This window comes from uncultured Psychrobacter sp. (genome assembly GCF_947488565.1).
In the GTDB taxonomy this organism is placed as follows: Bacteria; Pseudomonadota; Gammaproteobacteria; order Pseudomonadales; family Moraxellaceae; genus Psychrobacter; species Psychrobacter saeujeotis.
Genome location: NZ_CANKZC010000002.1, coordinates 594780 through 610455 on the forward strand (window position 1 = coordinate 594780; position 15676 = coordinate 610455).

Annotated in this window: 12 protein-coding genes; 5 read left to right on the forward strand and 7 right to left on the reverse strand. The window is 43.6% G+C overall.

All coding sequences use genetic code 11. From position 1 onward, the window contains the following. The first annotated feature begins 15 nt into the window (after positions 1–15). Together Q0890_RS06810 and Q0890_RS06815 are read left to right on the forward strand one after the other, a co-directional pair. Complete coding sequence (locus Q0890_RS06810; RefSeq protein WP_299218843.1) at positions 16–534, forward strand: cupin domain-containing protein; 519 nt, start codon at positions 16–18, stop codon at positions 532–534. A gap of 31 nt (positions 535–565) precedes the next feature. After that, positions 566–2452, forward strand: a complete 1887-nt coding sequence (locus tag Q0890_RS06815; protein ID WP_299218844.1) for a BCCT family transporter — start codon at positions 566–568, stop codon at positions 2450–2452. Between the two features lie 71 nt (positions 2453–2523). Here Q0890_RS06815 and Q0890_RS06820 read toward each other — a convergent pair whose 3' ends face one another. Then, on the reverse strand, positions 2524–3696 hold the full coding sequence (locus Q0890_RS06820) for a MalY/PatB family protein (RefSeq protein WP_299218846.1): 1173 nt from the start codon (positions 3694–3696) through the stop codon (positions 2524–2526). A gap of 344 nt (positions 3697–4040) precedes the next feature. Between Q0890_RS06820 and Q0890_RS06825 the strand changes: the two genes are divergently transcribed. After that, positions 4041–4859, forward strand: a complete 819-nt coding sequence (locus tag Q0890_RS06825) for a hypothetical protein (protein ID WP_299218847.1) — start codon at positions 4041–4043, stop codon at positions 4857–4859. A gap of 326 nt (positions 4860–5185) precedes the next feature. On the opposite strand, the gene Q0890_RS06830 is transcribed toward Q0890_RS06825, so the two are convergent. Next, on the reverse strand, positions 5186–6133 hold the full coding sequence (locus Q0890_RS06830) for an AEC family transporter (protein ID WP_299218849.1): 948 nt from the start codon (positions 6131–6133) through the stop codon (positions 5186–5188). Positions 6134–6227: 94 nt separating this feature from the next. Further along, positions 6228–7031 carry a crotonase/enoyl-CoA hydratase family protein gene (locus Q0890_RS06835; protein ID WP_299218850.1) on the reverse strand — a complete coding sequence of 268 codons (804 nt, stop codon included), beginning with the start codon at positions 7029–7031 and terminating at the stop codon, positions 6228–6230. A gap of 185 nt (positions 7032–7216) precedes the next feature. On the opposite strand from Q0890_RS06835, the gene Q0890_RS06840 reads away from it, so the two are divergent. Next, positions 7217–7882 carry a LysE family transporter gene (locus Q0890_RS06840; RefSeq protein ID WP_299218852.1) on the forward strand — a complete coding sequence of 222 codons (666 nt, stop codon included), beginning with the start codon at positions 7217–7219 and terminating at the stop codon, positions 7880–7882. A 65-nt stretch (positions 7883–7947) separates the two neighbouring features. After that, positions 7948–8970, forward strand: coding sequence for a 23S rRNA (adenine(1618)-N(6))-methyltransferase RlmF (gene rlmF / locus Q0890_RS06845; protein WP_299218854.1), 1023 nt, complete (start codon positions 7948–7950; stop codon positions 8968–8970). Positions 8971–9070: 100 nt separating this feature from the next. Here the strand turns inward: rlmF and Q0890_RS06850 are convergent, their stop codons facing one another. From Q0890_RS06850 to dnaN, 4 genes are all read right to left on the reverse strand, one after another. Next, the gene (locus tag Q0890_RS06850) at positions 9071–9679 is read right to left on the reverse strand and encodes a manganese efflux pump MntP family protein (RefSeq protein ID WP_299218856.1); all 609 of its coding nucleotides are present in this window, start codon (positions 9677–9679) and stop codon (positions 9071–9073) included. A gap of 147 nt (positions 9680–9826) precedes the next feature. Beyond that, positions 9827–12382, reverse strand: coding sequence for a DNA topoisomerase (ATP-hydrolyzing) subunit B (gyrB, locus tag Q0890_RS06855; protein WP_299219019.1), 2556 nt, complete (start codon positions 12380–12382; stop codon positions 9827–9829). Between the two features lie 550 nt (positions 12383–12932). Continuing rightward, a complete protein-coding gene (locus tag Q0890_RS06860) occupies positions 12933–14144 on the reverse strand; it encodes a DNA replication/repair protein RecF (RefSeq protein WP_299218857.1) in 1212 nt (403 codons plus the stop codon). A 140-nt stretch (positions 14145–14284) separates the two neighbouring features. After that, positions 14285–15460 (reverse strand): DNA polymerase III subunit beta, encoded by a 1176-nt coding sequence (gene dnaN / locus Q0890_RS06865; protein WP_299218859.1) that lies wholly within the window; start codon positions 15458–15460, stop codon positions 14285–14287. Positions 15461–15676 lie beyond the last annotated feature (216 nt).

The window sequence follows — 15676 nt, forward strand, 5'->3', positions numbered from 1 at the left end:
CAATGGAGACAGACCATGACTAAGCCCTCTCAAAAACCAGTGCAAAACCCACTTCAAGAGCCGTCCAAAGACACGCAAAACTATGTCTTAACCAAGTCTGATATCGAAGATATGCCTGAGAGTAAACAGGTTCATCAGTTTAATGAGCGCGCTATTCGGCATACGGTTTCATTGAGTGACATAACTGGTCTGACCAAATTTGGCTTACATCTTGTGCGCGTTGAGCCGGGCGATGAGACCACGCAGCATCACTATCATGAAGAGTCAGACGAGTTCATTTATGTGCTATCTGGACAGCTTTTGCTACGTTATGGGAATGACAGCTATCCGTTAACTGCTGGTGATTTTGTGGGTTTCCCAGCACATGGCGAAGCGCATTCTATGGTCAATGACAGCGATACGGACGCGGTTTATCTAATGGGCGGCAGCAGACCGCCGATTGATATTTGCCATTACCCAGAGATCAATCGCAAAATGTATACTATTCACGGTAAAAAGGAATTTGTAGACTTAAAAAATCTAGGCAAGGTATAAAATTTAACATCCAATATAAAGAGAAAACAACATGGGCAACTCTGATAATAGTAAAGATAACAGTAAAGGCATCAAAAAACCTGACAAATCTACGTCAGGACTCGGACTATCAAAAGAATACCTTCCAGACTATGTAAAAGCACGATCCAAACATCATAAGCCGCCGCATCTAGGTACTTTTGATGTGGGTATGTCTATTCCGCAGTGGCGACCTGACCACGTGCCCGATACCCGTATTGACAAATTTACTTTTTTTATGGTGCTTGTCATACTTTTTAGTATCGCCGTGCCTTTGATACTGTTTCCTGAGCAAGGCAAAGAATGGGTTGGGATCGCTCGCAGCTTTGTCAGTGCCAACTTTGGTTTTGCTTATTTAGCCTTTGGCGTCATTGCTTTATTGTTCGTCATTTACATTGTGATTTCAGATATCGGCAAGATTAAACTGGGCCGACCAGAAGAAACCGCCGAATTCTCCGATGCTTCGTGGGCATCAATGCTGTTTTGCGGGGGAATTGGTGCCAGTATTCTGTATTGGGGTTTGATTGAATGGGCGTATTATTATCAAGGCCCACCCTTTAATTTAGCGAGCGGCTCACCTGACGCCATTCGCTGGGCCACCACCTACGGTATTTTTCATTGGGGGCCTGTCGCCTGGGCCATTTATTTAGTACCAGCGGTTCCGATTGCTTATTTTTACTATGTGCGTCAGACCCCAGTACTCAAAGTCAGCCAGACGCTTATGCCGTTATTGGGTGAAAAGCTGGCTAGTAGCAACTGGGCCAAGATGCTCGATGTACTGTTTGTCTTTGGTATGGTCGGCGGCGGTGCGACGACGCTAGGTCTTGCCTCTCCGCTTATCAACGAGGGTTTATACAATTTATTTGGTTTACCGCGTAACATCACCATGCAGATTGTGGTGTTATTGGTGACCACCATGATTTTTGCTTATAGTGCGTATCAGGGGTTAAAAGGCGGCATTCAAAAACTCTCCAACATCAATTTTTATTTGGCCGTGATATTTTTGCTGTTCATCTTAATAGTTGGGCCAACCGTCTTTATCCTAAATACGGGCTTAGAGGCCATCGGGCGCTCTATCACCGAAATGCCGCGTATGATGACTTACATCGAACCCTTTAAAGACTTTCAAGCGTTTGGTTTTGAGCACACAACCTTCCCGCAAGATTGGACGGTGTTTTATTGGGCGTGGTGGTTGGTCTTTGCACCGACTATTGGCTTATTTATCGCCAAAATCTCGAGAGGGCGTACGATACGTAATATGGTCTTGGGCTCGATGTTCTATGGCTCAATGGGCTGTGCGATGTTTATGATTATCTTGGGCAACTATGGTCTCTATCTACAATTGACGGGCGCGGTCGATGTGGTTGCTGTTCTAAATAATGAGTCGCCAACGGCAGCTATCTTTGCCATCTTAAATAGCTTACCGATGTCTTATGTCATCATCGCAATCTTTACCTTTTTAGCCACTATCTTTACTGCCACGACTTTTGACTCTATCTCTTATATCTTGGCATCCGTGGTACAAAAAGAAGTCGATGACGAGCCGCATCGCTGGAATCGCTTATTTTGGGCATTCACGCTATGCTTATTACCCGCTATTCTGATGTTTTTAGGAGACCTGCAAACCTTACAGACCGCATCTATCATCGCGGGTGCGCCGCTCATTATTATCCTATCAATGATGATTATCTCAGTGATTAAAGCGGCGCGCTATGATCTGGCTTATCAGCCTGATTACGGGGTAAAAACCATTCATATCGAAGAGTTGCCTGACAATGCACCATGGGAAGAGGGGCTAACATCAGAGGCGCTCGAAGGCTCGATATTGGCTCAGCAGGGTGAATGGAAGCAAATGCGTATCGATCCTAAAAATCCTGATAATGACACGAACAAAAAGTAATATACTTACGCTTCGATTCAATTAACAAGTCAACAGGCTGGGCGATATAGATCTCCCAGCCTTTTTGTTTTTTATTTATGACCATTCATACTATTAAAAGCTGTATGTATACGATCTAGTCCTGCAATCAATAACGCTTTAGGGCATGCTACGTTTAAGCGCATTTTAAGATGCCCCCCTGCGCCATATTTGATACCCGCACTCAGCTCAACTTTAGCAGCTCGCAGCGTATCATACAGTACTTGATCATCCTCAAAATACGCTGAGCAATCAAGCCAGATTAAATACGATGCCTCTGGGCGCATGACCTTGATATCAGGTAAATGCTTGGCTAAAAAATCTACCGTTAAGTCAATATTGGTTTCGATATAATCGAGTGCCTGTTCAAGCCATTCCCCGCCCTGCTCATAAGCACTACGCATCACTTCATAAGCAAATAAATTTAGCTCATACTCATCATTTAACTGCTGCTGCTGGCTGATTTTTTTGAGTAATGCTTCATCTTTAGCAAAGATCATTGAGCCTTTTATACCAGCGATATTGAAGGTTTTGGTCATCGAGGTCAGACTGACGACGTTGTGCTCATAGCCTGTTGCTAGGGTTAAAAAAGGGATAAACGTGTGACCGTTCAAGGTTAAATCTTGATGGATCTCGTCACTGACAATCGCTACCTCATGCTTTTTGCAAATCGATAGCAGCGCTTTCAGCTCATCCGCCGTCCATACGCGTCCACCTGGATTATGCGGATTGCATAATAAATACAGCTTTACGTTATGCTCGACTATCTTGGCTTCGATATCTACTAAATCTAACTGGTATTTACCGTCACTCTCTTTTAGCGCCGATGTGACCAGCGTGCGATCGTTTTGCTCAACCTTAGCCATAAAAGGGGTATAAATAGGATCGTTAACCAGTACGGCTTCCCCTACCTCGGTAAAGATATTCATCATTAACGCTAAACTTGGCACCACGCCTGGGGAGAATAAGATATCGCTTTTGGTTAACAGTAATCCATAACGACTACTATGCCAGTCAACAATCGCCTGATATAGCGCCTCAGTGGGTTTGGTATAGCCCAATACGCCGTGCTGAACCACGCGCTCAATGGTGTTTAAGATAGGCTTGGCAGCTTTAAAGTCCATATCTGCTACCCAGAGTGGAATGGTATCGTCACTATAATGCCATTTAAGGGACCCTGTACCGCGTCTGTCGATTATCTCGTCAAAGTTATGTAGCACAGGCATTCTCCTTCATTAGTAAAGTAAGCGTTTAGAGTACAACAAGAATGGCAGCGTCGCCAATCGCTTTATAAAAATCACATAGATATATAGTGAGATGATAATACACAGACCAAAACTATTTAGCGCGGGCTATCTGTTTATCGACCTAGTTGATATTTAAAATAAAATACTAGTATTATTTGGGTTATTAATATAAGTTAATAGTACGTTTGTATTTATAAATATAAATGTACATTTGGATTTATATTATTGGAGGAATGCAACACTGTGAGCAGTATAAATCCTGTTACTACTTACCCAAACCACTACTGAGCCAAGTTGGCTTTTTTAACATAGGATAACTTATAATGAAAATGGATTTTTCACCAAACTTAGCACTCAAAATAAGCGCACTTACTTTAGCAATTGTAGGCGTCGCTTCATGTACGTCTATGGCAACAGGCGCTGAGTCTCAACCAATGAATGCAAGCAGCAGTACTGCCCTTGCTCTCGGTAATAGCGCGATGGCTGGCGGCACTAACGATACTGTCGCTATCGGTAGCCAAGCCAATGCAGGACTCAACTCAGCCACCGCTGTTGGCGGTCAAGCCAATGCCGCAGGTCTCGGCTCAACGTCGATTGGTTGGCAATCTAAAGCCACCGCCGAACGCGCTCAAGCCTTTGGTCATATCGCCAATGCAAGCGGAGTACGTTCTACCGCAGTGGGTGAAGCGGCAACCGCTGGCGGCACTAATGATACCGTTGCCATCGGTAATAAAGCCAATGCAGGTATGAACTCAGCCACCGCTGTCGGCGGTGAAGCCAACGCGGCAGGTCTCGGCTCAACGTCTATCGGTTGGCAATCTAAAGCCACGGCCGAACGCGCTCAAGCCTTTGGTCATATCGCCAATGCAAGCGGTGTACGCGCGACCGCAGTGGGTGAGGCAGCAGCAGCACAAGGGGAAAACTCGGTCGCCGTAGGGAATAAGTCTATGGCAGGCGGCATGAACAGTATCGCTATCGGCAATGGAGCAATGGCGGCAGGCAACAACCAAGTCGTCTTAGGTACTGCCGGACAAGTGCAGTCTAGTACCGAGTCTCAGTCAGGTACGGTCAGAATAGTCACTATTGATGACAATGGTACGTTAGGTACGATGCTCGTTGACTACTACAAGTCAGCTAAATAACTATAGTAAAGTTAAAAATGCTGGTACAGATACAACCAATCATACTCGATAAGACAATTAAACCTCGCAATTGCGGGGTTTTTGCTATTTAAATTGAGCATATTAGTGATAGTTGTTTAGAGGGTTGGTTTGGACAGTGCGAAATTCGCGGATTGCCAAATAATACAGTTTTAGCTATAAAGGGAGCTTGTTACTTTTATGGTTGTAAATGTGCATTTGACACCAGTACAAAATATTTGAATTACATTAAGTCACTCTTGTTAATGAAAACTTTATATTCTACCTTCCTCCAAAACCTTTCCTTTCACTTCATGACCAACTACCCCCTAAAACCCCACCGTCATCTGCCAATAAATCAGCACCGCACTCATACTAAAGAACGAGCCGATGGTAGAGACGATGACGATAGCCGACATACGATTGACTAAGCCATAATACTGACCAATGATAGCGATGGTCGAAAATGTCGGCGCGGCAGCAAACAGCATCGCCACATACTTACCTTCTAGCGTACCGCCCGGAATTAAGGTAATAGCCAGCAGAATCATCAGCGGGTGTAGTATCAGCTTACCCAAGCCGACCGTAGTGATTTTTGGTAAATCACCTTTAAGCTCCAGTCCATACAGACTCATACCGATCACAAACAGCGCAACAGGAGCCGCCGCGCCAGTAAGTATTTGCGCAGTTTGAGCAACCACTTGCGGTATAGGCAGACTAAAGATAGAAAAGATCACGCTGACCACCAAAGCAATGATCAGCGGATTACGGGTAAAGTTTTTGCCAATACCGAGCAGCACACTGACTAAAGACTTATTAGAAGTGGGATTGATATCAGCCATGATAAACAGCATCGGCAGGATGATAAGATTTTCGATGATGACACCCATGGATAAATAGGCGGCAGCCTTATCAGTGCCAATGACCATAGAGGCCACCGCATAGCCAATAAAGGCGCTGTTAGAGAACGAAAGCGCCGTAGAGTTGAGCGCGGCGGAGACATTATCTTGTCGCCAAATCACTTTGGTCAGCACGACACCGACTATAAAGGCCATGACCGAGCCTAGAGCATAGGCAAACAGATAGTGCGGCATTATGACTTGTTGAAAAGGCATGTCTGCAATAGCGTTAAACATGAGTGCAGGCAGTGCAATATTTAGCACCAAACTACCCATGCCTTTGGCGTGCTTAGGAGCGATGGCTTTAATACGCACGCACAAATAGCCAAGCGCAATGATGATAAAGATAGGGGCGGTGATGTTAATAATGTCTAACATAGGTGTGATTGCCCCTTGTAGGCATAGATATAATCAAGCGATTATAATCAATCAATCCTCAGATGAATATAAAATCAAACTTTAACGCCCTTTTTTAACGACCTTCAAAATTCGCCTCACGCCTTTCAACCATCGCCATCGCACCCTCGCGAGCGTCTTCTGAATGAAATAAATGTGGCAAATAACTATGAATATTAGCCAGTGCCGCGGCGGTGCCACTACGACTCACATCTTGTGCTGAGGACAGTAGCCCTTGTACGCCAAGCGGTGCAGCTTTGCAAATCTCTTTAGCAATGGTCAATGCGCGCTCGTATTCTTCGCCATTCGGCACGACTTCACTGACCAGATTGAGATTATCAGCGGTTTGTGCGTCAAAGGGCTTGCCAGTTAATAAATACGGCATGGCTTTTTGCCAGCCAGCCGCTGCGACAAATCTGACCGTCGCCCCGCCAAACGGCATAATACCCCGCTGCACCTCCATCTGCGCAAAGTTACAATTTTCGCTCGCGATGACCACGTCACTGTTGAGCATGAGCTCAATCCCAGCAGTAAAACAGGTGCCTTGTACCGCAACGACAATGGGCTTGGTGCGTAATTTGCCACTGATGCCCCACGGATCAATCTCGTCATCGTTAAATTCAAACGCACCTTTGTCCCATTTATCTTGTAACTCCATAAGGTCAAGACCAGCAGTAAAGTGCTCACCATGCGCAAATATCAGCGCACAACGTAAATTATCGTCATTGTCATAATGCGTCAGCGCATCAGACAATTGATTGATCATATGACTGTCAAAGGCATTGCGCTTATCCACGCGATTTAGTCCAATAAGACAAATATAGCCTTGGACTTCATAAGCAATGCGAGTGTCTGTGTGATGATTATGTTCCGTCGTCATGGTTGCGTCCTTTTATACTTGTCTTTATTGAAAATCATAAGAAGTCGCTTTTAATATAGCCATCTCTACACTATTACACAAGCAGCAAAGCCATTATCCATACTCGCTGACCTGACAATAATAGTTGACCTGATTTACGATTGGTGCAACTATTATTCAAACTAAAACATTACTCAGAGCCTATTATGGAATTTTGGCATGGATTTTTACTTATCACTAGTGTGCACTTGCTCGCAGCCGCCTCCCCTGGTCCTGATTTTGTATTAGTTTCACGTGAAACTTTAACCAAAGGACGTCGTACTGGCTTGATTTGTAGTTTAGGAATTACGCTTGGTCTTGCGGTGCATATTATTTATTCTGTGCTAGGGTTAGCGGCGGTAATAGCTCATTCGCAGCCGTTATTGACCGCTATTAAATGGTTGGGCGGTAGCTATCTGATTTATTTGGGATGGCAAGGTATTCAAGCCAAACCAAAGCCTACATCTGACTTAGCACTAGATAATCCACAGCAAGAAGCAATCAAACAAGCAAAGCAAGACGTTTTAAAAGCCGATTCAACCCTCGCTACCCTGCGACGCGGTTTCTTCTGCAATGTCTTTAACCCTAAAGCGCCTGTATATTTTGTCGCAATATTTACCCTCGTATTGTCCCCTGATATCCCGCTGTGGCAGCTCTCTATCTATGGCGTATGGATGATGGTGCTACAGATGGCATGGTTTAGCGCTGTGGTGATGCTGCTCTCTATTCCTGCTATTCTACGTCGTTTTGGACGTATTGAGCACTGGATAAACCGTATCTTAGGTAGCGCGATGATAATATTAGGGTTAAACCTCATTTTACGTAGCCGATAAGACATTCGCTACTCGCAAAATCTGCTAAACTGAACAGTTATATTCAAACCTCAAAGCCCCATACTATGACCAGTAGACCAAACACTAATAAACACCGAAACCGCGCCCCTGCGACTGCCAAAAAACTTGGCAAGTTGCACCCGCGTAATCCGCACCAAGGTCGCTACGACTTTACGCTATTGACCCGCGCCTTACCTGAGCTTACCAAGCATACGATCACCAATCCTAAGGGTGAGCCGACGATTAATTTTTCGGATCATCAGGCGGTACGGGTGCTCAATCAAGCGCTATTGGCCCATTATTATGGTGTCAAGTTTTGGGACATTCCAGAAGGTTATTTGTGCCCGCCCATCCCTGGACGCGCCGATTATATTCATTATATTGCCGACTTATTGGCTCAAACCACGCACGTGAACGAAGACAACACACCACCGATGGGCAAAGAAATTCATGCCCTCGATATTGGGACAGGTGCCAGCGCCATCTACCCTATCATTGGCAGTCAAAGCTATGGCTGGCGCTTTACTGCAAGCGATATTGACCCCGTTTCTGTCAATACCGCAAGCGTCATTTGTCAGGCGAACCCAAAGCTAAAAAGCGCGATTAAGGTCAAACTGCAACCCGAGCCAAAAGATATTTTTAAAAATATCATTGGACGTCAAGATTACTTTGATGTGGTGGTTTGTAATCCGCCCTTTCATGCTTCCTTAGATGAAGCCATGCAAGCAAATAGCCGTAAACAACACAATCTGCAAAGACACCGCGGCAAAAACGAAAGCGCGCAAATCAGTCGCCATTCTACAAAGTCAGGTAATGCCGCGCAAAACCTCAACTTTGGCGGTCAACATAAAGAATTGTGGTCTGAAGGTGGTGAGATTGCTTTTTTGAGTAATATGATAAAAGAGAGCCAAAACTATGCTGAACATGTGGGTTGGTTTACCAGTTTAGTCTCAAAGTCCGAAAACGTAAAACCACTACAGCTGCTGTTAAAACAATTAAATGTCGCGCAGATGCGTATTGTTGAGATGAGCCAAGGACAAAAAAACACCCGTGTCTTAGCATGGCGATTTAATATTGACGAGGCATAATCATTGCTAAAGCGTATTGTCAGAGTTTCACGTGAAACAAAAAACGCCGCTATAAAGATTTATAGCGGCATTTTATTTGAGTATAAAACAACGTATCTATTTAGCTAAAAAACATAATTTTGAGCCCAATTAAAACCAATACGATGCCACCGAGCGCTTCTGCTTTATCTTCAAGATACGTACCTGATTTTTTGCCCAAATAGATGCCCACTGCGCTAAAGACAGCCGTGACAATCGCAATGATCACACAAGCAATCCACGCATCAAGATCGAGTAGGTTTAAAGTAAAACCAGCCGCCATGGCATCGATACTGGTGGCAATCGCGAGGGTAAACATGGTGCGATGATTGATATATTTTTCTGCGTGGTTTCTTCCTAAAGTGGCATTGTTACTTACATCAAGCTGTTGATCTTCGATAGCCTCCTTATTTCCCAAAAACACCTCATAGAGCATCTTGCCGCCCAGCCCAATAAGAATAAAACCACCGATCCAAGGAGCAGCAGTGGCAAGCCAGCCTAACAAAGCTGCACCCAGCAAATAACCAATAAGCGGCATTACCCCTTGTGCAATACCAAAATATAAGGCAACGTAGACAGCCAGTCGCACTATATATCGCTGGCTTTGTTTTTGCGATTTAGCGCCCAGTCCTATAGAGACCGCGAACGCATCCATCGCCAAAGCGATAGCCAGTAGTACCACTTCAATCATTTTATTATCCAGATATTCATTAGTTCAAAATATAGCAGAGGTATTAAAAGATGTTAAACAAAGTTTCACGTGAAACAAATCTATTATTAAAAAAATACCGCCTTGGAAGACAAGGCGGTATTTTATACTTAACGTAAAAGCTAAACTTTAGATATCGAGGTTAGAAACCGTTAATGCATTTTCTTCGATAAAGATACGACGCGGCTCGACGTGATCGCCCATCAAGCAGGTAAACATATGATCCGCTGCAATAGCGTCTTCGATGGTAACACGTAGCATGCGACGGTTTTCAGGATCCATCGTCGTGTCCCAAAGCTGATCAGCATTCATCTCCCCTAGCCCTTTATAGCGCTGAACTGCCAAACCACGACGGGCATCTAGCATCATTTGCTGCCAGAGATAGTCAAAGTTGCGCACAGGGATATCTTTGGCTGTACCTGAATTTGCTTCGCGGCGAATAAAGGCATCATCTTCAAGTAACGTGTTCCATTCGCTTGATAAGCGAAGCAGCTTGCTATACTCACCTGAATTGATGAAACTTGCATCAAGCAAGTAATGATGTGCCAATTGATGCACATAAACGGTAATACGTGGTAACCACTGCGCTTTATTAGATATGGCCTCTACGTTTTCTACTGCTGGCTCTATATTGAGTACGTTTTCTGCTGCATCCATACTCTCAGACTGCTGTTCGTGAATATTGACCAGCTCAATCTCAGGGCTTAAATCACTACCGAAGTGATTAAGCTGAGCTTGCATCGTCTCTTGCCATTCTTGCATAGCAGACTTATCATAAGTCATGTCAGTGCTAAGCTTTGGTGTATGCGTCAACGCATCCAAAATTACTGCTGGAAAACGAATCTGCAAACGGGCTTTAATCAGCTGTGTCTGGTTATAATCATTTAGTAGTGTTTCAAGCGCTTGACCAGTAATAGCAGGCGCATCGGCACTGATATGCAACTTGGTATTATCAATCGTCGATGACAACAGATAAGCCTTGAGCGCCTCATCATCTTTTAGATACAACTCTTGGCGACCTTTTTTGACTTTATACAATGGTGGCTGCGCAATATAAATATAACCACGTTCAATCAGCTCTGGCGTTTGACGGAAAAAGAACGTTAGTAGCAAGGTACGAATGTGCGAGCCGTCGACGTCGGCATCGGTCATAATGATAATTTTATGATAGCGTACTTTGTCAGGATTGTACTCGTCAGGGCCAATACCGCAGCCAAGCGCGGTAATCAAGTTACCTACTTCTGCAGACGATAGCATCTTGTCAAAACGCGCACGCTCGACGTTTAGAATTTTACCTTTTAGTGGCAAAATTGCTTGCGTCTTACGGCTACGTCCCTGCTTCGCTGAGCCACCAGCAGAGTCACCCTCCACAATGTATAGCTCTGATAACGAGGGGTCTTTTTCTTGGCAATCAGCCAACTTACCCGGCAAACCTGCGATATCTAGAGTAGTCTTACGACGCGTCATCTCACGCGCTTTACGCGCCGCATCACGAGCCCTTGCCGCATCGATAATCTTATTGGCAATACCTTTGGCAGCGCTTGGGTTTTCAAGCAGATAATCATTAAACTTATCATGCATCGCTGACTCAACAGCAGATTTGACTTCGCTTGATACCAGCTTGTCTTTGGTCTGGCTAGAGAACTTTGGATCAGGCACCTTTACTGAGACAATAGCACTTAAACCTTCTCGAGCATCATCGCCACTGACCGCGACTTTTTCTTTTTTAAACAGGTTTTCACGATCCATATAGCTGTTTAGACCACGGGTAAGCGCTGAGCGAAACCCTGATAAGTGCGTGCCACCGTCGCGCTGCGGGATGTTATTGGTGAAACAAAGTACTTTTTCATTATAAGTGTCCGTCCACTGTAACGCGACTTCGACTGCGATACCATCGTCTTGTTCGCTAGTAAAATGGAACACTTCATTGATGCCATCCTTGCCTGCATTGATATAGCTGACAAACTCAGATAACCCGCCTTTATGCTCAAACTCATGGCGCTTATCGATACGCTCGTCAGTTAAGACAATGCGTACACCTGAGTTTAAGAAGGACAGCTCACGTAAGCGTTTGGCCAAGATATCATACTCGAAGATAGTACCAGTAAATACGTCGCTACTTGGATAAAAACGGATTTGTGTACCGGTTTTATCGGTCGCTTCCATTTGCTGAATATCAGCATCTGGCACACCGTCGGTATAAGTTTGATGGTAATGATAACCTTCACGCCAGATATTCATCTCAAGCTTTTTCGATAATGCGTTGACGACTGAAACGCCAACGCCATGTAAGCCGCCTGAGACTTTATAGCTGTTGTCATCAAACTTACCGCCTGCGTGTAGTACGGTCATGATAACCTGCGCGGCAGACACCCCTTCTTCTGGATGAATATCAACAGGGACACCGCGACCATTGTCCATGACACTGACTGACTCATCTTCATGGATGATAATATCAATCTGATCACAGTGACCAGCTAATGCCTCATCGATAGAGTTGTCCACTACCTCAAAGACCATATGATGCAAACCTGTGCCATCATCTGTATCACCGATATACATACCGGGACGTACACGCACCGCTTCTAAACCGCGCAATACACGAATGTCCTTGGAGCTGTATTCAGATGGAAGTCCTTCAGAAATAGTCGCTGGCGCAATAGTCTCAACGATAGTATCTGACATCATATTGTCTGACGTCAGTTGCTCGTAATCGGTAGGTAATGAATCACTCATGTGCATTCCTTAATCTAGCCACAATCAGCCATATATCATCAACTCACCACTTTGGTGAGACTTTACAGTATTATCTTAAAATGAACGTTTTACCGTTAAAACCTTGAGCTTGTCTCATTAACCAAAGCTACATAAAACATAATATTGATTTCGAGCCAATACAGTATGTCTGCCTATAATTTCTACTTTGCATCAAGACGATCGACAATTAATAAAACAGTAAATTTATCAATTACTTAAAGACTCACAGGTAATAACCAACCGTGATATAAAATCACAAGATAACTTGCTGAGAATAGGGCAAAAATAAAGCCTTATTTTAACATTTTTTTAGCTGTAAGTCACTGTTTACTGGCTGTTTTATGCCTTGGAAACAGTCGTTTTAGAGTAGTAAATATTGTATAAAGACCAGACAGCAGTTAGCTGCGAATATGAGAGGATACAAAACAATAAAGAGATAACAAAGAAGTAAAAAGTAGTGATCTAATAATAGAATTTGCTAAGTCAAATAAATCTGACCATGTTTCACATGAAACGTTTTAGGATTTGACCATAATTCTTTAACTAGGGGTACAACATCATCAGTCAGACTGGTCATAAATACTTGACAAGGTAGGCGCGCTAAAGTTGTTAGTAATATCTTTATCGCCCTACTGTCCAATTCTGCCGTAATATCATCTAAAAGTACGACAGGAGTCATTCTTGTTTGGATATCACTATTGGCTAATTTTGTGACCATCTCATTATTAAGTAGCAAAGGCAATTGAGACAAACGCAATGCAGTAATCAAAAGCTTTTTTTCACCGCGAGATAAGACATTGGCTGCCTGTTCTTTTAAAATCGGCAATTTGTGGTTTAACTCATCTCTTAAGATGACATCTACTTCTTTATTAGAACTTTTGGCTCTTGTAGAGTCACTAGAGCGCCAATGTACATGAATATCAGCACGATGATTGCCGATACGAGTGTACCCTAATTGCAAATCCTGTTCTAGGCGCTCATTAAGCTGCACGTCAAGTCCCACACTTGTATCATAGCCTGCATTGTAGCTTAGGCTTAGTTGATCTGCATAGGCAGGCAGTAATTGTGTAATGCTTTTTGCAAAATAAGGCTGCCATTCGGTAAATACTTGCTCACGATAATGGTGAATAAGCGCAGCGTGGTTACTAAGCCCTTTGTCCCAAGATTTTAGCTCTGCAAGCTGAACATGTGATAAATGATTCGTCTTTTTTAACAAACTATTGCGCTGTTTTAATAGACGCTGATACGCTACCCACTGGGAGTGAAAGCCTTGTTTCATGTGAAACACCAACCAATCTAATAACTGTCGACGACTGGCACTACCCTGCTCTAACATATCCATTGTGGAAGGGTCTATCAACAGCGTGGGCAACTGTTCGGTGAGGATGCTTTGGTTGTAGACAGTGGTTTGATTAAGGCGTAATAACGTTGTCGCATCGGCTTGCTTTTGAATAGCTAATGTACTGTTATCAGTCAACCTAGCATGTACAGTAGTACTGTCTTTATGATGCTGAATATAACGTTTGGGCTGATAATGACGAAAGCTTTTACCTCTTGATAACAAAAATATTGCTTCAAGTAGTGAAGTTTTGCCGCTACCATTGACACCGATGATGACATTACAAGCGGCAGAAGACAGATCAACTTGAGACAAGTTACGCAAATATGAGACTTGTAGACGTTCAATCATAACAGCGGCGGCTGCCTATAAAAAAACCCAAAAAAAATGGGCAAAAGTTTGATTAAAAAATAATGATTTAAAAATTATTGCCTCACCTTGTAACCTATCTCAAACTAAAACAGCTGTACTAATTATAGTGGAGAAAAACACTATATACGCATTGGCATAATGACATACTGATGAAAATCATCATTTAACTGATTGACCAGTACAGAAGCGTTTGATTGACTCATGTGCATTTGTAAATCACCTTGGATAACGCCTAGCACATCTTGTAGATAAGCGGCGTTAAATGACAACTCCATCGGCTCGCCCTGGTACTTAGCTTGTATCATCTCAACCGCCTCATCTTGCTCAGCATTGTTGGCACGGACTTCTACCATACCGTCACTGGCAAAATTAAACACCACACCGCGAGATTTTTCATTACTCAAAATTGCAACACGGCGCAGCACTTCAGTCATCTTTTCTTGGTTAAACAAAGCCAGCTTGTCAGTGTTACTTGGCATAACGCGGCGATAGTCAGGAAACTTACCATCGATCAAACGCGCGGTAAAAGTCACCATTAGATCTTGACTGACCTGCCCTGCACTATCTACCTCACCAAAAGGCAAACTGACTTGCAAAAACTCACGACCAAAACTCAAAGTTACTGGATTGTCTTTATCGCCCAACATTTTACCAAGCTCAGAAGCCAAACGTTCAAGCTCAATGACAGCTTTACGTGGCAATATAGCTTGCATATTCAGATCACTACTAACATCAATCACACTACGTGCTAAAGCCAGTCTATGCCCATCGGTCGCAACCGTCGTCAGCTGCTGCTGTGAGACATCAAATAGCATGCCAGTCAGATAATAGCGTACGTCTTGGATTGCCATTGCAAACTGAGTCTTATGGATCAAATCAGTCAGACGGCTGCGACTGATCGTCAATGGCGTGATGTTCTCTGGGTTGCCTAAGCTTGGGTAATCTTCACTAGGCAAAGTACCCAAAGTAAAACGGCTCTTGCCACTAGTTAATAAGCAGCGCTCGTTTTCTTGAGTAGTAAGGTTTACCTGTGCTTGAGTGGGCAAAGACTTACAAATCTCTTTTAATTTGGTTGCCGGTAATGTCGTTGTCCCTGCTTCAATACAGGCACCTGTAGGCAATCTCAATGTCGATGTCAGCTCTACTTCCAGATCAGATGCGGTCAAAACAAGCTCAGACTCAGACAACTGCAGCTTTATATTACCTAAAATCACCATGTTATGACGCTTGTCAGCGGCCTTAGCGATTAAATTAATAGCTTTTAGTAACGACTCTCGATTAATCGATAATTGCATGCTTAGTTACTCTTATTTAAGTTACTATAGTCGATTCTACATAAAACAGACACGTTATATGCCAACGTGGAACTGGTATAAATTTTTCTGGCGTGCTGTGCCTGCGCAGACAAAGGCTGCGTAAAGTAAAATTTATCCCAGTCTCACTGTATCGGTTTTATACTGAACTCACTATATTTAAATGACTCTATTTTTATAAAATTCAAACGATGGTTT